20 protein-coding genes are annotated in these 22727 nt (G+C 70.3%); 11 read left to right on the top strand and 9 right to left on the bottom strand.

The features are described 5' to 3' along the window. The first annotated feature begins 6 nt into the window (after positions 1–6). Together ACFQVD_RS24650 and ACFQVD_RS24655 are read left to right on the top strand one after the other, a co-directional pair. Positions 7–978, top strand: coding sequence for a phosphotriesterase family protein (locus tag ACFQVD_RS24650; protein WP_343975276.1), 972 nt, complete (start codon positions 7–9; stop codon positions 976–978). Continuing rightward, positions 975–2627, top strand: coding sequence for a class I adenylate-forming enzyme family protein (locus ACFQVD_RS24655; protein WP_343975273.1), 1653 nt, complete (start codon positions 975–977; stop codon positions 2625–2627). Before ACFQVD_RS24650 ends, ACFQVD_RS24655 begins: the two co-directional genes overlap by 4 nt. A gap of 119 nt (positions 2628–2746) precedes the next feature. On the opposite strand, the gene ACFQVD_RS24660 is transcribed toward ACFQVD_RS24655, so the two are convergent. Together ACFQVD_RS24660 and ACFQVD_RS24665 are read right to left on the bottom strand one after the other, a co-directional pair. Continuing rightward, positions 2747–3262 carry a GNAT family N-acetyltransferase gene (locus ACFQVD_RS24660; protein WP_343975270.1) on the bottom strand — a complete coding sequence of 172 codons (516 nt, stop codon included), beginning with the start codon at positions 3260–3262 and terminating at the stop codon, positions 2747–2749. Between the two features lie 297 nt (positions 3263–3559). Continuing rightward, positions 3560–4513: a LysR family transcriptional regulator gene (locus ACFQVD_RS24665; RefSeq protein WP_343975267.1), complete on the bottom strand. Its 954-nt coding sequence runs from the start codon at positions 4511–4513 to the stop codon at positions 3560–3562. A gap of 219 nt (positions 4514–4732) precedes the next feature. Between ACFQVD_RS24665 and ACFQVD_RS24670 the strand changes: the two genes are divergently transcribed. Beyond that, the gene (locus ACFQVD_RS24670; protein ID WP_343975264.1) at positions 4733–7069 is read left to right on the top strand and encodes a M9 family metallopeptidase; all 2337 of its coding nucleotides are present in this window, start codon (positions 4733–4735) and stop codon (positions 7067–7069) included. A 210-nt stretch (positions 7070–7279) separates the two neighbouring features. Here the strand turns inward: ACFQVD_RS24670 and ACFQVD_RS24675 are convergent, their stop codons facing one another. Both ACFQVD_RS24675 and ACFQVD_RS24680 read right to left on the bottom strand, forming a co-directional pair. Further along, complete coding sequence (locus tag ACFQVD_RS24675) at positions 7280–8155, bottom strand: ABC transporter permease (protein WP_343975261.1); 876 nt, start codon at positions 8153–8155, stop codon at positions 7280–7282. Further along, on the bottom strand, positions 8155–9123 hold the full coding sequence (locus ACFQVD_RS24680) for an ATP-binding cassette domain-containing protein (RefSeq protein ID WP_343975258.1): 969 nt from the start codon (positions 9121–9123) through the stop codon (positions 8155–8157). Before ACFQVD_RS24680 ends, ACFQVD_RS24675 begins: the two co-directional genes overlap by 1 nt. 100 nt (positions 9124–9223) lie before the next feature. Here ACFQVD_RS24680 and ACFQVD_RS24685 point away from each other — a divergent pair, with 100 nt between their 5' ends. The 3 genes from ACFQVD_RS24685 to ACFQVD_RS24695 are packed head-to-tail and all read left to right on the top strand — an operon-like array spanning position 9224 to position 12551. After that, positions 9224–10345 carry a TetR/AcrR family transcriptional regulator gene (locus ACFQVD_RS24685; RefSeq protein WP_343975256.1) on the top strand — a complete coding sequence of 374 codons (1122 nt, stop codon included), beginning with the start codon at positions 9224–9226 and terminating at the stop codon, positions 10343–10345. After that, positions 10342–10974 (top strand): transcriptional regulator, encoded by a 633-nt coding sequence (locus tag ACFQVD_RS24690; RefSeq protein ID WP_343975254.1) that lies wholly within the window; start codon positions 10342–10344, stop codon positions 10972–10974. The genes ACFQVD_RS24685 and ACFQVD_RS24690 overlap by 4 nt, the downstream gene beginning before the upstream one ends. Beyond that, complete coding sequence (locus tag ACFQVD_RS24695) at positions 10971–12551, top strand: pyruvate, phosphate dikinase (protein ID WP_343975251.1); 1581 nt, start codon at positions 10971–10973, stop codon at positions 12549–12551. Before ACFQVD_RS24690 ends, ACFQVD_RS24695 begins: the two co-directional genes overlap by 4 nt. An 89-nt stretch (positions 12552–12640) precedes the next feature. Here the strand turns inward: ACFQVD_RS24695 and ACFQVD_RS24700 are convergent, their stop codons facing one another. Beyond that, on the bottom strand, positions 12641–13228 hold the full coding sequence (locus tag ACFQVD_RS24700) for a histidine phosphatase family protein (RefSeq protein WP_343975248.1): 588 nt from the start codon (positions 13226–13228) through the stop codon (positions 12641–12643). 280 nt (positions 13229–13508) lie between these two features. Here ACFQVD_RS24700 and ACFQVD_RS24705 point away from each other — a divergent pair, with 280 nt between their 5' ends. From ACFQVD_RS24705 to ACFQVD_RS24715, 3 genes are all read left to right on the top strand, one after another. Further along, complete coding sequence (locus tag ACFQVD_RS24705; protein ID WP_343975245.1) at positions 13509–13901, top strand: VOC family protein; 393 nt, start codon at positions 13509–13511, stop codon at positions 13899–13901. Positions 13902–14034: 133 nt separating this feature from the next. Continuing rightward, on the top strand, positions 14035–15234 hold the full coding sequence (locus ACFQVD_RS24710; protein WP_343975242.1) for a pentapeptide repeat-containing protein: 1200 nt from the start codon (positions 14035–14037) through the stop codon (positions 15232–15234). A 138-nt stretch (positions 15235–15372) separates the two neighbouring features. Beyond that, positions 15373–16647, top strand: a complete 1275-nt coding sequence (locus ACFQVD_RS24715; protein WP_343975238.1) for an ATP-binding protein — start codon at positions 15373–15375, stop codon at positions 16645–16647. Positions 16648–16705: 58 nt separating this feature from the next. On the opposite strand, the gene ACFQVD_RS24720 is transcribed toward ACFQVD_RS24715, so the two are convergent. Both ACFQVD_RS24720 and ACFQVD_RS24725 read right to left on the bottom strand, forming a co-directional pair. Beyond that, positions 16706–17965 (bottom strand): hypothetical protein, encoded by a 1260-nt coding sequence (locus tag ACFQVD_RS24720; protein ID WP_343975235.1) that lies wholly within the window; start codon positions 17963–17965, stop codon positions 16706–16708. 54 nt (positions 17966–18019) lie between these two features. Then, positions 18020–19414, bottom strand: coding sequence for an NAD(P)H-quinone dehydrogenase (locus ACFQVD_RS24725; protein ID WP_343975231.1), 1395 nt, complete (start codon positions 19412–19414; stop codon positions 18020–18022). Positions 19415–19567: 153 nt separating this feature from the next. On the opposite strand from ACFQVD_RS24725, the gene ACFQVD_RS24730 reads away from it, so the two are divergent. Next, positions 19568–20020: a gamma-glutamylcyclotransferase gene (locus tag ACFQVD_RS24730; RefSeq protein WP_343975228.1), complete on the top strand. Its 453-nt coding sequence runs from the start codon at positions 19568–19570 to the stop codon at positions 20018–20020. 92 nt (positions 20021–20112) lie between these two features. Here the strand turns inward: ACFQVD_RS24730 and ACFQVD_RS24735 are convergent, their stop codons facing one another. Both ACFQVD_RS24735 and ccmA read right to left on the bottom strand, forming a co-directional pair. Further along, positions 20113–21660: a DUF6297 family protein gene (locus ACFQVD_RS24735; protein ID WP_364147080.1), complete on the bottom strand. Its 1548-nt coding sequence runs from the start codon at positions 21658–21660 to the stop codon at positions 20113–20115. Beyond that, positions 21657–22283 (bottom strand): heme ABC exporter ATP-binding protein CcmA, encoded by a 627-nt coding sequence (gene ccmA, locus ACFQVD_RS24740; RefSeq protein WP_343967975.1) that lies wholly within the window; start codon positions 22281–22283, stop codon positions 21657–21659. The genes ACFQVD_RS24735 and ccmA overlap by 4 nt, the downstream gene beginning before the upstream one ends. Before the next feature lie 80 nt (positions 22284–22363). Here ccmA and ACFQVD_RS24745 point away from each other — a divergent pair, with 80 nt between their 5' ends. Continuing rightward, positions 22364–22645, top strand: a complete 282-nt coding sequence (locus ACFQVD_RS24745; RefSeq protein WP_343967977.1) for an AbfB domain-containing protein — start codon at positions 22364–22366, stop codon at positions 22643–22645. The last annotated feature ends 82 nt before the right edge of the window (positions 22646–22727 follow it).

The raw sequence follows: 22727 nt of genomic DNA on the forward strand, positions 1-22727 counted from the left end.
ACAAGCATGACCGACATACAGACAGTCGCCGGCCCCGTCGATTCCAGTGAGCTCGGCCGGACGCTCGTCCATGAACACGTCTTCGTGCTCGGTGAGGAGTACCGGCAGAACTACCAGGACGACTGGGACGAGGACCAGAAGGTCGAGCAGGCGGTCCGCGACCTGAACGAGCTCAAGTCTCTCGGCATCGACACCATCATGGACCCCACGGTTCTGGGGCTCGGCCGGTACATCCCGCGTATCAAACGCATCGCCGCGCGAACGAACCTGAACATCGTCGTCGCGACCGGGCTCTACACCTTCAACGACCTTCCGCACCAGTTCTCCAGCCGCGGTCCCGGCCTGCTCATCGACATCGAGGAACCGCTGACCGAACTGTTCATCAAGGACCTGACGAAGGGGATCGGCGACACCGGCGTACGCGCCGCATTCCTCAAGTGCGCCATCGACGCTCAAGGGCTCACACCCGGCGTGGAGCGCACGATGAGGGCGGTCGCGCAGGCCGGTGTCGAGACCGGGGCTCCGATCACCGTGCACACGCACGTCGGATCCGAGTCCGGACTGGTCGCGCAGCGGGTTCTCGCGGAAGAGGGCGTCGATCTGAGCCGGGTGGTGATCGGCCATGCGGGCGACAGCACCGATCTGGATTATCTCTGCCGGCTGGCGGATGCCGGTTCGATGCTGGGCCTCGACCGTTTCGGACTCGACGCGTTCCTGCCGCTCCAGCAGCGGATCGACACCCTCGTGGGCCTCGTGCGCCGGGGCTACGCGGAGAGCATCGTCGTTTCGCATGATGCGTCCTGCTTCATAGACTTCGTCTCGGCGGAGGAACGCCCCCGATTGGGGGAGAAATGGAACTACCGCCTCATATCCACCGAGGTCATTCCCGCATTGCTCGAGGCGGGTGTCGCCGACCGCACCATCGAGACCATTCTCGTGGACAACCCGCGTCGCTACTTCGAGGGGGCGGGGGCATGACCGCGGCGAAGGGCCGCCGCCCGGCCCTGTCCGCCGCCCTCTGGCACGCGGATCCCGACCCCGACCACGTGGACAGCACCATCGGGGACGCCCTGATCCGTGCCGCCTCACGGTGGGGAGGTCGAACGGCACTCGTCGAGGGTGTCGTGGGAGAGCATGCGCGGCGTTGGACCTTCGAGGAACTGCTGGAGGACTCCATCCGCGTCGCCCGGGCTCTGCTTCGGCGGTTCAGTCCCGGTGAGCGCCTGGCGGTGTGGGCCGGAAACGGTCCGGAGTGGATTCAACTCGAATTCGGTGCCGCGCTCGCGGGATTGACCCTGGTCACGGTGAATCCCGCCTTCCGGCAGGCGGAACTGTCGTATGTGCTGGAGCAGTCCCGCGCATCGGGCATCGTCGTACAGCCGCGGTATCGATCGACCGAACTGCTGCCGATGGCCGACGCCGTGCGGGACGGCACTCAGGTGCGTGAGGTGATCTCCCTCGGGGACTGGGACGAATTCCGGGCCGCGGAGAGCGGCGCGCGCGACGGCCTGCCGCATGTCGCGCCGAGGGATCCCGCTCAGATCCAGTACACCTCGGGGACCACCGGGCGACCGAAGGGAGCGCTGCTCAGTCACCGTGGGCTCGTCGCCAACGGGCGACGGTACGCGACCGTCGCAGGCGCGCATCCGAACGATGTGTGGGTCAACCCGATGCCCCTGTTCCACACCGCAGGCTGCGGGCTGGTGACGCTCGGCGCCCTGCAGACCGGCGGCTGCCACGTGATTCCCGCCGGGTTCGACGCCGACCTCATGCTGGACCTGTTCGAAGCCGAGCGGGGAACCATCATGCTGAGCGTGCCGACCATGTTGATCCGCATGCTTGAACGGCAGGCGGACCGGCCGCGCGATGTGTCGAGCTGGCGGTCGACCACGCTCGGGGGCGCACCCGTACCGCTCGATCTGGTCCTGCGCGCCCAGCGTGAGCTCGGGGTCGAGGTCGGCATCGGGTACGGCCAGACAGAGGCGTCGCCGTACATCACGCACACCGCCGGCGGGGATCAGGATGCGGAGACGCTGGCCACCGTGGGGCGGCCGCTGCCCGGAACCGAGGTCAAAATCATCAGCCCGAGCTCAGGTGAGGTGGCCGGGATCGGCGAACTCGGTGAGATATGCACCCGCGGCATCTGCGTGATGACCGAGTACTTCGACAACGCCGCGGCGACCGCCGAGGCCATCGACGCCGACGGCTGGCTGCACACCGGCGACCTGGGGGCCATGGACGCGTCGGGGTTCGTCAGAATCCAGGGCCGGCTCAAGGACATGATCATCCGTGGCGGCGAGAACATCTTCCCGCGCGAGATCGAGGACGTCCTCTACACCCACCCCGGAATCAGCCTGGTGACGGTGATCGGACTGCCGGATGCCGAATGGGGCGAAACCTGTGCCGCATTCGTGGTGGCGGCCGACGGGGCACGACTCACCGAGGGCGAACTCGACGCCTTCTGCCGCGACCGGCTGGCCTCGTACAAGGTTCCGCGCAGCTGGCACTTCCGGAGCGAGCTGCCGCAGACCGCGTCCGGGAAGATCCAGAAGGTGGCGCTTCGGGAGAGGTACCTCGCGGATCTCGCCATGGGCTCGACCGGTGGAAGCCGAACATCTTCCGAGTGACCACAGGGAGAGTACTGGATACACCCGGGCGGTGAATCGTCAGGTTCACGCCGTGCCGGGGAGTCGCCGGAGGTGAGCGGGATCGGCAACGAGATGCCGCTGCCGATCCCGCGAGGCGGTTATCGCCGGGCCGGTGGTGTGGCGCGGTACCGGACTGTGTTCCGCTCGGGATCGGTGCCCGCCTGCTGGAACCCGGCCTTTTCCAGGACCCGGATCGAGGACGGGTTCGGCAGTTCCACATTGGCGTAGACCGTGCGGACGCCCGGTGCGGTGAAGGCGTACTCGGTCAGGGCGCGTGTGGCCTCGGGGGCGTAACCGCGTCCCTGCCGGGAGGGCACGATGCCGTACCCGATCTCCAGGACGCCGTCGCTGGGCGGCCAGAACAGGCCGATCGATCCGACCACCAGACCGCTGTCGCGTTCGATGATCTGACGGTGACCGTACTGGCCCAACCACGCGGGGTGCTCGGCGAACAGGCCGACGACGACGTGATCGCCCTCGGCGGGGAAGTCCTCGGCCCAGTGCACCGGCCGAGCACCCTCCAGGGCGGCGGCGACCTCGCCGGGGGCCCACGGCCGCAGGGCGAGACGGTCAGTGATCAGGTCGGCATCGATCATCGAGAAGAAAGAGAACAAGAGAGACTCCTGGTCGTTCGAACGACCCGGTCGGCGCTCTAGGCTCGCGCGGACCGGACAAGGGCACGCTGAAGACGACTGCCGGCGGCCATATTCATCAACCTCCCTCGTCACGAAGTGATCAGGCGTCCCTCGCCGCCGCGAGGCTAGCGTCCTGCCGCCGTACGGGCAAACCGGTTTCGGTATCCTCACCCGCCTGACCGACGCCGCCTACCGGGCCTGTCCCCGCCCCCGTAGAACTCGTCGCACGCCACGATTATCGACGTCGAGGCGCTCCGCGTCCCCGGGCGAGCGGCCTCACAGCAGCGGATGCACCTCGGGGTGTGCCTCCCACCAGCGTCCGAAGAGCGGATTGTCGTGCACATGGTCGACGAACGCCGCGGCGAGGCCGCGATAGAGCGCCCCGGCGGTCGCATCGCCCAGGCGGTCCCTGTGCCACGCGACGAGCAGCCGTGCCACCTGCGGCTCTCCCATGAGCGGTCGTACGGCGGTGCCCGGCGCCGCGGTCCAGCAGGGGTCGACCAGCCGCACGCCGTGCCCGTCCGCCACCAAGGGGCGGCCGGCGCCGCTCGGAGCCTCGAATCGTAACCTGGGTTCGAAGCCGGCCGCCCGGCACGAGGCCCGCAGCGCGGCGAGGGAGCCGTCGTCGGCTCCCGGAGGGCTGATCCACGCCTCGTCCCTGAGGTCGGCCAGCCGGATCTCCTCGTTTCCCGCGAGCGGGTGCCTCGCCGACAGGGCGACGAATATCGGATACCGGTATACCAGCGCCCGGCTGGTGACCGGCGGCGCCAGTGTGATCTCGAAGCCCTCTATGACGCCGAGCAGCGCCGCGTCGAGCCGCCCGTGCGTGAGCGCCTCCGCCAGCAGCGCCGTGGAGGGCTCGATCCGCAGTGAGATCTCGCGCCCGGGCAGGGCGTCGCCGACCCGGTTGACGATGCTGCCCACGCAACCGACGTGGACCGAGCCCAGCCGCAGGGATCGGTCCTCCGACGGCCCATGCAGGTCGCCGAAGAGCGCGTCGACCTCGGACAGGACGATCCGGGCGCGGGCGATGACCTGGTTGCCAAGCGGTGTCGGCTCCACCCCGGAGCGGCTGCGGACGAAGAGCTCGCCCCCGACGAAGGTCTCTATCCGGCGCAGCAGGTTCGTCATGGCCGGCTGGGAAAGCCCCACCTGGGCCGCCGCCCTGGTCAGGCTGCCCGACTCCGCTATCGCGCAGATCATACGGAGATGACGGATATCGAGATCCATAACCCAGAATTATGCGTGCTTTTATGACCGCTGGTCTGGTTTCGTCACCAAACTACGGACGGCAACACCACTTCGCTCTCGGAAATCCCTGAGCCACGTGGCCCGCCGGTCCGCCAGGAGCCGGCGGAGCCCCCGCCGCGCCCTGGCCGTTCCGGCCGCCGCGGCCTCCCCCGTCACATCCAACCTCACGCTCGTTCCCTCACCCCCCGGAGGTTGCTCGTGGGAATCACCCCGCCCCTGCGTACGCTCAGAAAATCGTCACTGGCCGCGCTCGTCCTCGTCCCGGCCCTCGGCCTGGGGCTCGCCCTACAGCCGGCGGTCGCATCGGCCGCCACCGACCCCATCGCCAAGTCCGTCGTGACGGCATCCGCTGGTAGGACGCCGCCCCCCGAGCCGGCGCTGCTCGCGACCGACGGCGCCGACCACGTCCGGCGTTCTCCGCTCCCGGTCAGCGAACGGGCGCCGATGCCCTCCTCCAACGAGCGGCTGCGCCATGACTACGATCGGCCCGAGCCCGCCCCGGCGCACCCGCGCCCGTCCATGAAGGAGAAGGCGAAGTCCGCCGCCACGGTGCGGGCGGCGGCCGCGTGCAACGTGAGCGACTTCACCAGCCGGACCGGAAGCGCCCTGGTCCAGCAGATCAAGTCCGCCACGACCGACTGCGTCAACACCCTGTTCGGCCTCACCGGCAGCGACGCCTACTACGCCTTCCGCGAGGCGCAGATGAGCAGCGTCGCGTACGGCCTGCGTGACAACGGGTCGTACTACCCCGGTGACAACTCCACCGGCACCGCCCAGCTCGTGCTCTACCTGCGCGCCGGCTACTACGTGCACTGGTACAACGCGTCCACCGTGGGCACGTACGGCCCGTCGCTCAAGACCGCGATCGAGGCGGGCCTGGACGCCTTCTTCGGCAACCCCAAGTCCTCGACGGTGAGCGACGCCAACGGCGAGGTGCTGGCCGAGGCGGTCACGCTGATCGACAGCGCCGAGGAGAACGACCGCTACCTCTACGTGGTGAAGCGGCTGCTCAACGGCTACAACAGCTCCTACAACACGAGCTGGTGGATGCTGAACGCGGTCAACAACGTCTACACGGTGCTCTTCCGCGGCCACCAGCTCCCGGCGTTCGTGACCGCCGTCCAGGCGGACCCCAGCGTGATCGACACGCTGTACGGCTTCGCCGGCGACAACTGGAACCTGCTCGGCACCGACCAGAGCCACCTGGTTTCGAACTCCGGCCGGGAGATGGCCCGCTTCCTTCAGGAGACCGCTCTGCGGTCGAAGGTGCGTCCGCTGGCCAAGGCCCTGCTCGATCGCGGCGACATCTCCGGCACGACCGCGCCCATGTGGGTCGGCGTCGCTGAGATGACCGACTACTACGACAAGGCCAACTGCTCCTACTACGACACCTGCGACCTGCAGGCGCGGCTCGCGGCCGCCGTTCTGCCGATCCGGTACACCTGCGGCCCCAGCATCACGATCCGTGCGCAGGCCCTGACCTCCGCGCAGCTCACCACCGCCTGTGACAGCCTCAAGAGCCAGGACGCGTACTTCCACAACCTGGTGAACGACGGCAACCGCCCGGTGGCGAACGACAACAACACCACCATCGAGGTCGTCGTCTTCCACTCCAGCACCGACTACCAGAACTACGCCGGGACGATGTTCGGCATCGACACCAACAACGGCGGCATGTACCTGGAGGGCGACCCGGCCGCGGCCGGTAACCAGCCACGCTTCATCGCCTACGAGGCGGAGTGGCTGCGGCCCGCGTTCGAGATCTGGAACCTCAACCACGAGTACACCCACTACCTCGACGGCCGTTTCAACATGTACGGCGACTTCACCGCCGGCATCACCACCCCGACCATCTGGTGGATCGAGGGCTTCGCCGAGTACGTGTCGTACTCCTACCGGAACGTGACCTACGACGCGGCGATCACCGAGGCGGCCAAGAAGACGTACACGCTCAGGACGCTGTTCGACACCGACTACTCGCACGATACGACCCGCGTCTACCGCTGGGGTTACCTGGCCGTGCGATACATGTTCGAGAAGCGCCCGGCTGACGTCACCACCGTCCTCGGCAACTACCGGACGGGCAACTGGAGCGGCGCCCGCACCTTCCTGACCAGCACCATCGGTACCCGCTACGACAGCGACTGGTCGAACTGGCTCACCGCCTGCGCGTCCGGCTCCTGCTCGGGCGGCGGCGGCACCCTGCCCGAGTGCACCTCGTCCGACACCAGGGAGCTGGGCAAGAACTGCCGGCGCGGCAACGTGTCCGCGACCGCCGGTGACCACGCCTACTTCTACCTGTACCTCCCGGCCGGCACCACCAGGATCGTCATCACGTCGTCTGACGGCACCGGGAACGCCGACCTCTACTACAGCTCCAGCACGTGGGCCACTCGGTCGGCGTACACGCAGCGGTCGGCCGACTCCGGCAACAGCGAGACCCTGACGGTGACCAACCCGGCGGCCGGCTACCACTACATCAGCCTGTACGCCACCACCGCGTTCTCCGGGACCTCGGTGCAGGTCGAGTACTGACGCTCACCGTCGCCTCGTAACCGCTGATCATCCATGCCGGGACCGGGCCTCACGCCCGCTCCCGGCCCTCGGCGTGGCCACCCGCGGATCAGATCGCCCTCATCCACCACAGCCCCGGCGACCGGCGTGGACAGCCCGGAGCGCACCACGTCCACAAGGGCGTTGACCTCGGGCACGCCCCAGCCTGGCAGGAGGTACCGGTCCTTCTGGTCATTGCTGGCGGCTGTAGGCGCGGATGGCCAGGGGGCAGAACACCACGAAGAGGGCCGCGCACCAGATGAGCGTGGTGGTGACGGTGTCGCCGGCCGGGGTGCCGTTGAGCAGGGCGCGGCAGGCGTCCATGACGTGGGTGACGGGGTTGATCTCGGCCCAGGTTCGCAGCCAGCCGGGCAGGGTCTCGACGGGAGCGGCGAGGCTGGTGCCGAGCTGCAACGGCAGGAAGCCGATGAAGCTGATCGCGAGGACGGTGTCGGCGTTCCTGGCCAGTACGCCGACGAACACGGTGACCCAGCTGAGGCAGAAGCCGAAGGCGATGGCCAGGCCGGCGGCGGCGAGGGCTGCCGCGAGGCCGCCGTGGACGCGGAAGCCGAGGAGCGCGCCGATGGCGAAGAGGATGGCGACGGCGAGCAGGTAGCGGACGATGTCGGCCAGCACGGAGCCGAGCAGGGGTGCCAGGCGGCCGATGGGCAGGCTGCGGAACCGGTCGGTGACGCCGTTCTTGAGGTCGAGGTTGATGCTGGTGCCGGTCGAGACCATCCCGGCGAGGCCGGCGCCCATGACGAGGATGCCGGGGAAGAGGTACCGGAGATAGTCGGCGGTGGAGCCGGCCACCGATCCGCCGAAGAGGTAGAGGAAGAGCACCATGAACAGGGCGGGTGTGACGACCCCGTTGATGATCGGGCCGGGGTTGCGGGTGGTCTTGGCGAGGCTGCGGCGGGCGAGTACGAGGCTGTGCCGGAGCCAGGCGAGCGGCCGGGTACGCGGTTGTTCTTCGGCAGTCGCGGTGGCGGTCATCAGGCGGCCCTCGTCGGTGTCGTCGGCGGTGGTGGTAGGTGCTCCGGCACGCGGTTGTTCGGTGGCGGCCATCAGGCGGCCTTCGTCGGTTCGTCGGCGGCGGTGGTGGTAGGTGTTCCGGTCAGGGCGAGGAAGACCTCGTCGAGGCTGGGCAGGCGCAGCGACAGTTCGGAGACGCCGATGCGGTGTTCGCGCAGCCGGGCGGTGATCTCGAAGAAGTCCTCGTCCCCGGCGACGGGCACGACCAGCTCGTGGCGGGTGGAGCGTTCCGGGGTCCGGCCGGTGACATCGGCCAGGATGCCGACGGTCGCGTCGGTGTCGGCGGGGTCGTTCGGCCGCACGGCGATGGTGTGCCCGCCGACCTCTCGTTTCAGCTCCGCGGGAGTGCCGGAGGCGATGACCCGTCCCCGGTCGATGACGGTGATGGCATCGGCGAGGGCGTCGGCCTCTTCGAGGTACTGGGTGGTCAGCAGGACGGTGACGCCGTCGGCGCTCAGACCGCGGATCATCTGCCATAGCTCGTCACGTTTGCCGGGATCCAGGCCCACCGAGGGCTCGTCGAGGAAGACCACCTCGGGGTGTCCGACCATGCTCGCGGCCAGGTCGAGGCGGCGGCGCATGCCACCGGAGTAGCCGGCCACCGGTCTCTTCGCCGCGTCCTCCAGGCCGAAACGGGCCAGCAGGTCCGCGGCACGCCGGAGAGCCTGCGGCCGGGGCAGGTCGAGGAGCCGGCCGATCATGACCAGGTTCGCCAGCCCGGTCAGCTCCTCGTCCACGCTGGTGTGCTGGCCCGACAGCGCGATCCGCCGGCGTACCTGTCCCGGCCGGCGTGCCACGTCGAACCCGGCCACGGACGCGCGTCCGCTGTCGGGACGCAGCAGGGTCGCGAGGATGCGGATCACGGTGGTCTTGCCGGCGCCGTTGGGCCCCAGCAGGCCGAGCACCTGCCCGCGCGGGACGGCCAGACCGACCCCGTCGAGCGCGGTGACCTTGCCGAATCTCTTGGCCAGCCCTTCGGTCTCGAATCCATGATCGCTCACCGTCATCATCCTTCGTCTCGATCGCTTCGCAGTTCAGATGTTCTCAACATCTGAATTTTGAGAGTATCCTAATGCCGGCGATCCAGGGAAAGGAACTGCGATGGTTCGACTGACTCGGGTGCAGCAGCAGGAGCGCACCCGGACGTCCGTGCTGGCGGCGGCGAGGGAGGAGTTCACCGAACACGGCTACGCCTTGGCCAAGGTCGATCGGATCGCCGAGCGGGCCGAGCTGACCCGCGGGGCGGTGTACTCGAACTTCCCGAGCAAGCGCGCGCTGTACCTGGCGGTGCTGATCGACATGGTGGAGAACGCCCCCGCGGGTGAGCCACCGCCGATGTCGCCGATGTCGCCGAGGTCGTCGGCCGAGGTGCTGGGCGTGTTCGCCCGGACCTGGCTCGAACGGCTGCCCCTGGTCGACGACACGGCTTCGGGAGGGCGGCTGCACCTGCGCTCGCTGGCCGGCGTCCTCGATGACGAGCACGCGCGCACGGTGCTGGCGCAGCTCGTCCGGCTGGAGGCGTTGCTGCTCGCCATCCCGCTGGAATCGTGCGAACCGACCCAGGCGACGCCGGCGCGGCGGGTACGGCTGGCCGAGCTGGTGCTGACGCTGCTGGACGGTTCGGGCCACCTGGCTGAGAGCGCACCGGGATTCGGTGACCCTTTCGACCTGGCGCGCGCCTGTGAGCACCTGTCCGGGATCGATCTCGCCGACACCTGGACGCCGCCGTATCTGCCCTATGTCGCTCCGGCACGACCGTGTGGGGACGCGTGGGATCCGCCCACCGGACTCGCGGATCGGATCAGCGGGGAGCGGGCCGACCTCGGCGCCGACGGTCTGATCACGGTGCTGGGGGTCGGTCGTCTCGCCGCCGCCGAGGAAGCCGTCCGTTCCGCCCGGCCCGGCGAGCAGGTGACGGTGGTCGTCGTCACGAGTGACGCCGCCGAGACGGGCCGCCTGGTACGGCTCAGGGTCACCGACCTCATCGGCTGCCTGCGGCGGGTGTTCGCCCCCGAGGCCTGGCGGCGCGTCCGCCTGGTCCTCGATGACGAGGCCCTGGCCGCGGCGGCGATCGGCCTGACGGACCTCGACGACGAGACGGAGTCCGCCGTACGCGTCCGGGGCGGCGCGATCGTCGCCCGAGCCCACGGGCGAGGCGCCGCGTACGCGGCGTCGACCGCCGACGCCCCCAACGGCACGCGGCCGCGGAGCGCCAGGTCATGACCCGATCCCAGCCTCCCGCGACCGACACCGGCCTGCTGGTACTGCACGCCCTGCGCTGCGGCGGCGCCGCCGGCCTCGCCCGCCTGGCCAGGGCCACGGGTCTCGGTGAATCCGACGTCGAGTCCGAGCTGATCGATCTCGCGGTCGCCGGTCTCGTCACGCATATGGCCGGCGACTTCGGCGGGTGGAGTCTGACGGACACCGGCCGTGTCGTGGACGCCGAACGGATCACCGCCGAATTGGAGTCGGCCGGTGCTCGCGCCGCCGTGGCAGCGGCGTTCGACGACTTTCTGGTGCTCAACCCGGAACTGCTCGACCTCTGCACGGCATGGCAACTCCGATCCGTCGACGGTGTCATGACCGCCAACGACCACGGCGACCCCTCCTACGACGCTCGGGTCCTCGCCCGATTCGCCGAGTTCGACCAGCGTGCCGCCGTCGTCGGTGCCGAGCTGTCCGCGGCGTTGCCTCGATTCGGCCGCTACCGAACCCGCCTCGTCGAAGCCCTCGATCGCGCCACCTCCGGCGCGTTGGAGTACGTGGCCGACAGCACCGCGTCGTACCACGCCGTGTGGGCCGAACTTCACGAGGACCTGCTCGCCACACTCGGGATCCCCCGATGGGTATGAGATGGGTTCGCCCGCTCTCCACGCGGGTCGAGGAGACGACGGAGACGCTGGGCGGCAAGGCACACGGCCTCCTGGTCCTCCTCCGTCTCGGGTTGCGGGTGCCCGCCGGGTTCGTCGTCACCACGGAGGCATGTCGCGCGTTCCTGCGTGACGGGCGTCTTCCCGACGGACTCGACGACGAGCTCGCGGCGGCCGTCGCCGACCTCGAAGCCGCCACCGGGCGCCGCTTCGGGGGATCACAGGCGCCGTTGGCGGTGTCCGTTCGCTCCGGGGCCGGCGTGTCGATGCCCGGCATGATGAACACGATCCTCAACCTCGGCCTCACGACCGGAGCCACGGCCGCTTTGGCGGCCGAGACGGGCGACTCGCGGTTCGCGCTGAACTCACGGCTGCGGTTCCTGTCCGGCTTCGCCTCCGCGATCACCGACCTGGAGGTAAGCCGGGGGACCGGCGACGAGGAGGCACGGATCGAAGCGGTCGAGGACCTCATCCGGCGACGATGTGGCCGGCCGATTCCGGACGACGCGACCCGGCAGCTGGAGCTGGCGGTCAAGGCCGTGTTCTCGTCATGGGACACACCGCGCGCCCGGACCTACCGCGAACTGCATGACATCCCGCACGATCTCGGCACGGCCGCGATCGTACAGACGATGGTGTTCGGGAACCGCGATGACCACAGCGGCACCGGGGTCGCGTTCAGCCGCGACCCCAACACCGGGGAGAACGTCCCGTTCGGCGAGGTCCTGTTCGGACACCAGGGTGAGGACGTCGTCTCCGGCAGATCGCTGACCCGGCCCCTGCGCGAACTCGCCGACCGGGAACCGGCGGTGTGGACCGGCCTCCTCGACGCCCTGAGCCGGGTCGAGGGGCACTACCGCGACGCGTGCTACGTCGAGTTCACCTTCCAGGCCGGGGAGCTGTGGATTCTGCAGGTCCGGCCTGGCCGGTTCGTCGGGGGTGCCGCCGTCCGCGTCGCGACCGACCTCGCCGACGAGCGTGTGATCGGACGTCACGAAGCGCTGCTCAGGATCTCACCGCGGCATCTCCCGCACGTCCGCACTCCCCGGATAGCGGCGACCGCCGACATCCTGGCCCGGGGAATCGGCGCCTGCCCCGGTGTCGCGGTCGGCAGGGTGGCGACCACCTCCGACGGAGCGGTGCGCATGGCCGCGGACGGCCCGGTCATCCTGGTGCGGCCGGAGACCTCCCCGCACGACATGCGCGGCCTGGCGGTCGCCGCCGGAATCGTCACCGCCCGGGGCGGGCCGGCCAGCCACGCCGCGGTCGTCGCGCGAGCGATGGGGAAACCCGCCGTCGTGGGGATCGGCGACCTCACCGTCGACGTCGCCGGCGCCTCGGTGCGAGCCGGCGGGCGCACCCTCGGTGAGGGCACCCTCGTCACCATCGACGGGACCGGTGGCGAGGTCGCCCTCGGCAGCCCCCGCACCGTCACGACCACGGCCGACGTCCACCTGCGTCGCCTCCTCGAATGGGCCGACGACGTATCGGGCGACCGCTCCGAACGCGACGAGGCCCGGCGCCTCGACGCCGCCCACGCCGTACTCCGTCACGACTAGACCGCGGCGGCCTCGCACAGCGGGGCGATGTCGGGGCAGCCACGAAAGCGGGCGCTCACCCCGTGCCGGTGAGCGCCCAGCGGCGCCGCTCATGGCCGGGTACCGGGCCCGAACCCGGTCCAGCGCAGGTCGGGCGGGAGGTGGCCCATGTCGTTGTACAACAGCACCGTCGGCGCCACGCCGTCGCGATACTCGATCGCCGTCAGCGCCGTGTTTCCGCAGTTCAGCCCCAGCCACCGCGCCGGTGGCGCATCGAGGGCGTGCCGCACCAGCCAGGCCACCGGATAGGCGTGGGTGACCAGGACCTCGTGGGTCTCGGTTTCGGCGGGGCGCGCGAACCTGTCGATCAGCGCGTCCGCGAGGGCCGCGCCCGCGGCGGCTTCCGCGGCGTCGTACCCGTCGAAGAACCCCGCCCAGGCGGGGGGCATCTCGTCCGGCACGTGCGGCACGTGGTCGATCAACTCGGCCGCTTCCCGCACGGCGACGCCCGGCAGGTGCTCACCGACGATCCGGGCGGACCGCACCGCCCGGGGAAGGGGCGAATGCCACACGGCGTCGACCGGAAGGTGGGCCAGGCGCTCCCCGACCAGTTCCGACTGCCGCTGCCCGACATCGGTCAACTCACCGAACGGGTCCGCCGCGCCGTGCCGTATCACGTACAGGTGTCGAGTCGCCATCGTCAGATCCATATCGCATGGCAGGAGCCGACGCTCATCCCCGCCACCCGGCGCGGGCTCGCCCGGAGACTTCGAGCACCCCAGGTCAGCCGAACCATCGCTGTTCCCCCCTCGACCCAGGTTAGAATACTCACAAAATCCAAATGATAACAACATTCGAATAGCGGGAAATACAGGAGACCGCCGGAGAGGGCGCCTGGGAGTCGCGTCCACCTCGGCTCTCGGCACGGCGGCCGCGAGAGGACCACCCGGATCATCGGCAAGACTTACGATCATGAAGATGCGGATCGATCTGGTGGCGATCGTCGTGGAGGACTACGACCGGGCCATCGAGTTCTTCACCGGTGCCCTGGGCTTCGAGCTGGTCGAGGACTCGCCGTCGTTGACGAACGACGGCCGCCCGAAGCGGTGGGTCATGGTCCGGCCGCCGGGAGGTGAGACCGGCATCCTGCTCGCCCGCGCGGACGGGGAACACCAGGCCGCCGTCGTCGGGGAGCAGTTCGCCGGGCGGGTGGGGCTCTTCCTGCGGGTGGACGACTTCGACGCCGCCCACGCGCGGATGACGGCGGCCGGCGTGGAGTTCGTGACCGCGCCGCGCACCGAGCCCTACGGGCGGATCGCCGTCTTCCTCGACATCGCCGGCAACCGATGGGACCTGCTCGGGCCGGCCTGAACGCGGACACCGGCCGTCACGCCACGAAAGCAGGTCCCGGCGCGAACATCTGCCATGAAAGGTGCAACCAGGCATCTAGCGGAATGCAATGATCCACTGACACGATCGGGGCCGCTGTGAAGGAGGCTTCCCCGTGCGTCGTCCCATCCCCCTGGCCCTCGCTGTCGCGGTCTTCGCGCTGTCGGGGACGGTGATCTCACCCGCCCAGGCCTCGACCGGGCCGTGCAGGCCCGGTCAGGGTGCCAATCTGCGGGGAAGGGACTTCACCGGAGGTGCCCAGCTCCCCGCCGACCTGCGCTGCGCCAACCTGACCGGGGCGAAGCTGAACGGTGTGGAACTCATCCAGAAGGACCTCACCGGAGCGATCCTGCGCGACGCCTCGCTCAAGCAGGCCAATCTCACCCAGGCCAGGCTGAAGTACGCCGACCTGCGGGGTGCCGACCTGACCGAGGCCGAGCTGGGCCAGATGCACGCCGACCACGCCGACCTGCGGAACGCGATCCTGGTCGACGCGGAGGCCGGGCAGGCGGAGTTCCCGTACGCGAATCTGACCGGGGCGAAGCTGACCAGGGCCGAGCTGACCCAGGTCAACTTCACCGCCGCCAAGCTGATCGACGCCGACCTCGACGAGAGCACCCCCGGTCAGCTCAAGGCCCGCAAGGCCGACTTCACCCGGGCCAAGCTCCGCGAGGCGAAACTGAGCCAGTCGAACCTGCGCAACGCGACGTTCAAGTACGCCGACGTGAGCGAGGCCGAGTTCACCCAGGCGGAGCTGGACGGCGCCGACTTCACCGGCGCGCTGGTCCAGGGGGCGTCCTTCATCCAGGCCGACGACGTCGATCTCACCGGCGCCAAGGGCACCCCCACGGGCCTGACCGTCCCGCTGCCGACCTCGTCGCCCACCTCCCGGACCGAGGACGCGGAGAAGGAGGAGGACATCTCACAGGCGGAACCCGCGCGAAGCGTCGGTCCGTCCGTGGGGCTCGTCATGGTCGTGCTCAGCGCGGTGGGCCTGGCACTGACCGTGGTGGCCTGGGGCGTCAGCGCCCAGCAACGGACCCGGCGCGCCGCGCGGTTCGCCGTGGTGCGGCGCGGCGCGGAGGAGGACATCACCCGGCTGGGCGAGGAGATCGACCAGCTCGACTACGAGTTCCAGGTCAGCGGGCGCGGCGGCATGACCGCCGACCATGACTGGCGGCACGCGCTCGACGCCTACGAGGCCGCCAAGCAGGCCCTGTCGATCGCCCGCCGCGAGGAGGAACTGCACTTCGTGGCCCGAGCCGTCCAGGACGGCAGAGCGGCCCTCGCCCGCCTCCGCTCCCGCGTCCGCTGACGCCCATCAGCGAAACTCCGCTCGGCAGATCCACCACTTAACCTTCGGCAGATCCACCACACATCCCTCGGCAGACCCACCACGAAATCCTCGGCAGATCCACCACCACGAAGCCGCGGACGCCGTACGCTGCACCCTATGGACATCGATGACCTGGCGCTCTTTCCCCGGCGCGCGCACGAGATGGCGTGCGAGGCGCTTACCGACACCCGGGTGGTGGTGATCAATGGTGCTCGGCAGACGGGGAAGAGCACCCTGGCCCAGGAGATCGCGCGCAAGACCCCAGGTTCGCGGGAGCTCTTCCTAGACCAGGCAGCCGTGCGCGCCGCCGCCCGGGAGGATCCCGATGGGATCGTCCACCACGACGGACTCATGCTCATCGACGAGGTCCAGCGCGTACCCGACCTGCTTCTCTCCATCAAACGTGAAGTTGATTCCGATCCTCGCCCTGGACGCTTCCTTCTCACCGGTTCCGCGCGCCTACTGGGGATCAAAGATCTTCCAGACGCCCTCCCCGGCCGATCCGAGACCATCGAATTGTGGCCGTTGTCACAAGGAGAGATCGAATGGCAGCCAGATGGTTTCGTCGACGCGGTGTTCCGAAACGGCGTTGGTATCGAGACTCCGCGACCTCGTCTTCGGCGAGCCGACTATCTGGACAGAGCAATGCGAGGGGGCTATCCGGAAGCCGTTCATCGCTCAACCCATCGGCGGAGGGCACGTTTCTTTGACTCGTACGTCACCGATCTGATCAACCGGGACGTGAAGCAGGTGTCGGACATCGAGCACCCGGCCGACATGCGGCGTCTGCTCAACATCCTCGCCGGGCGGATGGGCGGCCTGGCCGTGATCGACAACATCAGCCGCGATCTCGGCCTGCCTCGGACCACGGTGAAACGGTATCTGGACCTCCTTGACCTCGTGTACCTGGTCAGGCGGATTCCGGCATGGTCTTCCAACGCAACCACACGCGCCATCGCGACGCCCAAACTCCTGATGATCGACTCGGGACTCGGAGCTCACCTCGCCGGCCTCACCCCGGCCCGGATCAGCGATGTGACCGCCCCCGTCGGTCCCCTCATGGAGAACTTCGTGCTGAGCGAACTGGCCCGCCAGCTCACCTGGTCCGAAGAGCCTGTGCGGCTCTACCACTACCGAGATCGCGATGGCGTCGAGGTGGACGGCATCCTGGAGCGCGCGTCAGGGGAAGTGGTCGGTATCGAGGTCAAAGCCGCCGAGACTGTGCGCGCTGATGACTTCAAAGGACTCCAGCACCTGGCTAACAAGCTCGGCGACCGCTGGGTAGCGGGATTCGTCCTCTACGCGGGACAGGAGACCCTCCCCTTCGGGGATCGGCTGCGGGCACTTCCCATCGCTGCCCTCTGGTGTGCGGGGTCGGGGAACAACTGCTGATCGTTCATCGCGCCAGGAGACGGGGGACAGATCGACCAGCTCGACTACGAGTTTCAGATCAGCGGGTGCGGCGGCGGCGTAGCAGGGCGGGCAGCCACGGTGCGACGCCGAGGACGGCCAGCAGCGACAGTAGCGGTATCCGCCACCACCACGAGATGCTCGCCGGTGGCGGGGACGGGGTGGGTGTCACCCAGGGCCTGGCGGTCTTCGACCAGGCCAGGAAGGCGTCGCCGATCGGGAGCAGGCCGAAGGCGTACCGCTTGGTCCAGGGAGTGTCGAGCGGCAGGCCGGCCAGCTCGCCGTAGCCGGCCAGCGCCTCGGCGAGCGGCGCGTCGCCGTGGACCTGGGCGGCGCCGAGGGTGACCGCGGTGGCCGACAGGCTCACCCCGAGCGGGAGCGGCCCCGAGTCGACGTCGGCCGGACCGTCCAGCCCTTCGGGGTACTCCCGTACCGCGGGTCCGAGGCCGAGCGGCGAGACGACGTAGGCGTCACGGAAGCGCAGGTACTGCTCGGCGGCGAAGACCGGGTCGATGTCGACGAGGAAACGGTGGATGACGCTCTGCGAGGTCCCCCTGGCCACCTCGGCGACCTCTCCGGTGTCGGGGTCGGCCCGGTGCGGGAGCAGCCCGGTACGCGGATCGAGCCGTCGGCGTACCTCCCGCAGCCACCGCTCGGCGGTCCCGGCGAACCGGGCCGGCAGCAGCGTGTCGTGCAGCCGCAGCGACGCCATCGCCACGGTCGAGTCGACCGGCCACGCCTGACCGGGGTAGGCCGTCAGGTACGGCGACGCCGAGGCGTCGAACGCCGCGCCGAGCGCGGCGGAGTCGTCGGCGAACCGGCGCAGCTCGCCCGGATCGCGCCGCCCGGCCGGTTGCAGGCTGAGCACCTGACCGCGCAGCCAGTTGCTCCAGCCCCGGTAGAAGACGCCGTACGAGGGGGTGAGGTCCTGGCTGAACGGTTCGCGGCCGGACGGCGAGTCCAGCCGCTCCAGCGCCCACCGCGCCTCCCGCAGTGCCGCCGACCGCTCGCCGGCCGGTTCGCGTATCCCGATCTCGGCCCAGCTCAGGCCGTACAGCACGTGCAGGAAGAAGTACCCCTCGGGGAACAGCCGCTGTGCCTCGTCACCGGCCCCGCCGTCCAGCGCGGCACGCAGGAACGTCAGCTGCCGCCGGACCCCGGCCGGTTCACCGGCCGTCCCCGCGGTGGCGGGCACGACCAGCCGCACCGCCCCCACCAGCGCGCAGACACCGACCACGACGGCGACCAGCCGACGTGTCCAGCGCAGCACCCGACGCGTCGTCGACCACGGCTTGGACATCCGCTGATCTTAGTCCGGGGACGGGCGAAGCCGGGTGAGCCTGGGGCGGCCGGGTCAGATGCCGCTGGGGGTCATGGGCTGCATGAGGCGGCGGGCGGCCTCGGTGACGGAGCCGGACAGGGAGGGGTAGACCGCGAAGGTGTGCGCGACCTGGTCGACGGTCAGGCGCTGCTGCACGGCCACCGAGACCGCCAGGATCAGCTCCGAGGCGCGGGGGGCGACCACCACGCCGCCGAGGACGATGCCGGTGTGCGGGCGGCAGAACAGCTTCACGAAGCCGTCGTTGAAACCCTGCATCTTGGCGCGGGCGTTGGTGGCCAGCGGCAGCTTGACGATGTTGGCCTCGATCTCGCCCGCCTCGATCGCCCGCTCGGCGACGCCCACCGCGGCGATCTCGGGGTCGGTGAAGATGGCGGAGGCCACGGTGGCCAGGCGGAGCGGCTGCACGGCCTCGCCGAGGGCGTGCCAGACGGCGATCCGGCCCTGCATGGCGGCGACCGAGGCGAGCATCAGGACCCCGGTGCAGTCCCCGGCCGCGTAGACGCCGGGGGCGGAGGTGCGGGAGACCTTGTCGACCTGGATGAAACCGCCCCGGTCGAGGGTGACCCCGGCCTCCTCCAGGCCGATCCCGGCGGTGTTGGGGACCATGCCGACGGTCATCAGGCAGTGGCTGCCCTCGGCGGTCCTGCCGTCCTCCAGCGTGACGACCACGCCGTCCTCGGTGCGCTTGACGGACTCCGCGCGGGAGCGGCCCATGACGTTCATGCCGCGGCGGCGGTAGACCTCTTCGAGGACCTCGGCGGCGTCGGCGTCCTCGTTGGGCATCATCCGGTCGCGAGAGGAGACGAGCGTGACCTCCGAGCCCAGCGAGCGGTAGGCGCCCGCGAACTCGGCGCCGGTGACGCCGGAGCCGACCACGATGAGGTGCTCGGGCAGCTCCTCCAGGTCGTACAGCTGCCGCCAGGTGAGGATGCGTTCGCCGTCGGGCTCGGCGCCGGTCAGGATGCGCGGGGTGGCCCCGGTCGCCACGATGACGACGTCGGCGCGGATCGTCCTGTCTCCGGCCCTGACCACCTGCGGGTCGACCAGCCGTCCCGGTGCCTTGATCACCTCGACGCCCTCTGCGGCCAGTCGCGCGGCGATGTCGGCGGACTGCGCCTTGGCGAGCTCCTTGACGCGCCTGTTGACCAGCGGCATGTCGGCGATGACGCCGCCGACGTCGCCGTCGGGACCGCCGGTGAAGTGCACCCCGAGCATGCTGGCGTCGAGAAGCGCCTGCTTGCGTACGGAGGTGGCGATCAGCGTCTTGGAGGGCACGCAGTCGGTGAGCACGCAGGCGCCGCCGGGGCCGTCCTGTTCGACGACGGTGACCTGGGCCCCTAACTGGGCGGCGACCAGCGCGGCCTCGTATCCACCGGGTCCGCCGCCAATGATCACTATCCTCGTCACGTACCCCATTCTCCCGTATGGCGCGACCGGCCATCGCTCGACATCCCTCTCAAAGCACGAAAGTCCCCCAAAATCGTCGTAATTCCACGAGACATCGGCGTGGCTTCGAGGCTGGGTGAGTGTCTCGCGGATCTTCGATTAGTGTTGGCCAACGTGCCTGTCTACGCCGCCTACGGCAGCAACATGGACCCGAAGCAGATGGCCCAGCGGGCCCCGCACTCCCCGATCAAGGGGACGGGCTGGCTCCAGGGCTGGCGCCTGACCTTCGGCGGGAACGACCTCGGCTGGGAGGGCGCCCTCGCCTCCATCGTCGAGGACGCCGCCGAGCAGGTCTTCGTGGTCCTCTACGACGTGCCCGAATGGGACGAGAGCTCCCTCGACCAGTGGGAGGGCGCGGCGCGCGGCCTCTACCACAAGGTCAAACTCCGGGTGCAGACCATGGAGGGCGAGGTCCTGGCCTGGTTCTACGTGCTCGACGGCTACGAGGGCGGGCTGCCCTCGGCCCGCTACCTCGGCATCCTGGCCGAGGCGGCCGAGCGCGCGGGTGCCCCCGACGACTACGTCAAGGAACTGCGCGGCCGCCCCTGCACCTCCCTCGGAGGCTAGGCCCGGCGTCACCGCCCGACATCGGGCCTGTGGCGATGCGGCATGCCCGAAAGCGTCGCGGGACCCGGGAGAGGCGGCACCGGACCGCGCTCTCACCCGAGGTGGGCCCTGCCCGCGGCGGCTCTCCTCGCGCGAAGCAGGAACGCGGTCAGCACGGCCGCCCCGGACAGCGCCTGCGCGGCCACCAGGGCGCCGAGGGCGGACGGCCCGACGGCCGGCGCCAGCAGCGCGGGGGCGCAGCCGAGCGCGGCGATGTCCACGCCGGTCATCGCCCAGACGAGCGGGCCCATGGGTACGGAGCCCATCGGAGTGTCGATGACCGGCATCGAGTGATCGACGAAACCCCGCCGGGCCATCCGCAGGGCTCCGGCGGCCAGGGCTGGCGCGGCCAGCGGGCCGAACAGCCACCACGGGCCGGCGGGCAGGGCACCCGCCGCGGTCAGCCCGGCCAGGGCGAGGGTGAGCCAGGCACCGCTCAGCAGCATCGGCAGCAGCGCCCGTGCGGTGAGCGCCGCACGGACGCCCACGCCGAAGAGCCGTGCCAGACTCGGGTCCTCCCCGTCGCGGCGCGCACCCGTGGTGCACGCCGCCGCGGCGGTCAGCGCTCCGCCGGCCACCAGGATCACCACGACCGGGGAGAGACCGCCTGCGGCCCGGGCGGCCAGAGCGGGCAGCGCGGTCGCCGCGAGCAGGGCGGCCAGCCGGCCTGGGCGGCGCCCCAGCCTGCGCCAGTCCTGCCAGGCCAGGGCCGGCGGGGCGGACAGGGGCCGCAGGAGCCGGGGCGCCGGCCACGACAGCGGCGCCGGCCACGGACGGGAGCGCAGGGTGCGGCTGCGCCAGTGACCGTCCTCGGCGATCCAGGTCAGGGCCCCGAATTCCAGGACCGTCGTCGCGGCGGCCACCCGGCCGGCGCGGGTGGACGCGGCCAGGACGGTACGCGCGTGGACGCGGCCGAGTGCCGCCCACGCCCGCCGTACCAGAACGGCGGTCACGGCGCCGCAGAGCGCCGTCGAGGCCGCGCCCAGCGAGACCGGCGCGTCGGCGACGGCGACCAGCAGGTGCCGCCCCGGACCGCTGCCCAGCACCGTCGCGAGCGCGGCCACGACCACGAGGACGACGAGCGCTCCCTGCAGCCACGAGTCCCAGTGCTGGGACGACTGCGCCAGCACGGCCGCCGCCATCCCGCCGACCGCCGCCGAGACTCCCAGTAGCACCGCGGTGACCAGCCGCGGCGTGAACTGATCCGGCGCGCCGAGTACGCCGAGCAGGGCCAGGCCCAATCCCGCGCCGACCAGCGAGGAGATCGCCAGCAGGATCACCGCGCTCCGTGCCAGCACGGCGCGGCGCGGGAGCGGGGAGAGCAGCAGCCAGGCGGCGTCGGCGGCCGGCAGCGCGACGGGGCCGAGCGTGCGGGCGAGCGAGAGGAGGCCCGCGTAGGCCAGTGCGATCAGCGCCACCCCTGCCCCGAGCCTCGACGGATCCGCCTGCCCGGCCATGGTCGCGAGTACGGAGGCGATGGGCTGGGCCAGCACCGCCACCGCCATCGCGAGCCCGAACAGGGCGACGTACCGGTCCGACCAGCTCATCGGTGCCCGGCCACCCGACCGGACGAGGGCCCGCACGGCCTGGACCTCGTTCACGCGGCGGCCTCCAGCGTGATCTGGCGTGCGTGGGTGGCCCGGGCGAAGTCGAGGTCGTGGGTCGCCATCACCACGGCGCCACCGGCCGCCGCGTATTCGGTCAGCATGGTCGCCAGCCGCCTCCTGAACGTCGCGTCGAGCCCGCGCTCCGGCTCGTCCAGCAGGAGCAGCCGGCTCGGCCGGAGCAGGGCCATCGCCAGCGACAGCCGCTGTCGCTGGCCGGTCGAGAGCGTCGGCGGCGCCATGTCCCGTCGCCCCGCCAGGCCGAAGACCTCCAGGATCGTCCCGACCTCCAGGCGGGACGAGCGGTGTACGGCGTGCATCAGTTCCAGATGTTCGCGCACGGTCAGCCCCGGGTACCACGCCGGTTCGTCGCCGACGAGGATGACATCGCGCCAGAAGTCCGAATCATCCGCCGGCGGCCGATCGAAGACGCTGACCTCGCCGGACCCCGGCGGCTGGATACCCGCGAGGCAGCGCAGCAACGTCGACTTGCCCACACCGTTCACCCCGACCACGGCGACGATGTCGCCTCGGGCGACCGTGAGGTCGACGCCCCGCAGGATCGGAGTACCGCTCAACTCCACTCGCACGTCACGGACCACGATGATCGATTCAGCCACCGTTCGACCCTAGTTCACGACCACCGCCTCCCCGGCGGCACGGAGGTCTCCGGGAGCGAGACACCGACCCGGCGACACGGATGAGCGACCCGCTGCACGACACCGGAGCCGACGGCCGTTACCTGCGGCACTGGGACTTCCGCATCCGCCTGGACGCGAACGACGGCTCTACGACTTTCCGGCAGGACGCCACCTTCTGTGCCAAACCCGGCTCGGCCTCCGGTTCGGTGTCGCTGGAGTCGTACAACTACCCGGGCCGCTACATCCGGCACTACAACTACGAGCTGCGGGTGGACCTCTACCAGAACTCGGACACCTTCCGCGCCGACAGCTCCTTCACCGTCGTCGCCCCCTGGGCCTGAGCGCGAGGGATCGGGCAAAGGCCCTCGAAGCTCGTCCGCGATGACCGGGTGGTCGCGATCGAGGGCCTCACCGTACCCGACC

The organism is Streptosporangium amethystogenes subsp. fukuiense (assembly GCF_042665875.1).
GTDB lineage: Bacteria > Actinomycetota > Actinomycetes > Streptosporangiales > Streptosporangiaceae > Streptosporangium > Streptosporangium fukuiense.

What these genes read in the sequence shown, in the direction of transcription:
- ACFQVD_RS24690 (WP_343975254.1), top strand. Translation starts at nt 10,342, where the DNA reads ATGACCCGATCCCAGCCTCCCGCGACCGACACCGGCCTGCTGGTACTG.
- ACFQVD_RS24715 (WP_343975238.1), top strand. Translation starts at nt 15,373, where the DNA reads ATGGACATCGATGACCTGGCGCTCTTTCCCCGGCGCGCGCACGAGATG.
- ACFQVD_RS24745 (WP_343967977.1), top strand. Translation starts at nt 22,364, where the DNA reads ATGAGCGACCCGCTGCACGACACCGGAGCCGACGGCCGTTACCTGCGG.
- ACFQVD_RS24650 (WP_343975276.1), top strand. Translation starts at nt 7, where the DNA reads ATGACCGACATACAGACAGTCGCCGGCCCCGTCGATTCCAGTGAGCTC.
- ACFQVD_RS24695 (WP_343975251.1), top strand. Translation starts at nt 10,971, where the DNA reads ATGAGATGGGTTCGCCCGCTCTCCACGCGGGTCGAGGAGACGACGGAG.
- ACFQVD_RS24720 (WP_343975235.1), bottom strand. Translation starts at nt 17,965, where the DNA reads ATGTCCAAGCCGTGGTCGACGACGCGTCGGGTGCTGCGCTGGACACGT.
- ACFQVD_RS24675 (WP_343975261.1), bottom strand. Translation starts at nt 8,155, where the DNA reads ATGGCCGCCACCGAACAACCGCGTGCCGGAGCACCTACCACCACCGCC.
- ACFQVD_RS24665 (WP_343975267.1), bottom strand. Translation starts at nt 4,513, where the DNA reads ATGGATCTCGATATCCGTCATCTCCGTATGATCTGCGCGATAGCGGAG.
- ACFQVD_RS24685 (WP_343975256.1), top strand. Translation starts at nt 9,224, where the DNA reads ATGGTTCGACTGACTCGGGTGCAGCAGCAGGAGCGCACCCGGACGTCC.
- ACFQVD_RS24655 (WP_343975273.1), top strand. Translation starts at nt 975, where the DNA reads ATGACCGCGGCGAAGGGCCGCCGCCCGGCCCTGTCCGCCGCCCTCTGG.
- ACFQVD_RS24700 (WP_343975248.1), bottom strand. Translation starts at nt 13,228, where the DNA reads ATGGCGACTCGACACCTGTACGTGATACGGCACGGCGCGGCGGACCCG.
- ACFQVD_RS24705 (WP_343975245.1), top strand. Translation starts at nt 13,509, where the DNA reads ATGCGGATCGATCTGGTGGCGATCGTCGTGGAGGACTACGACCGGGCC.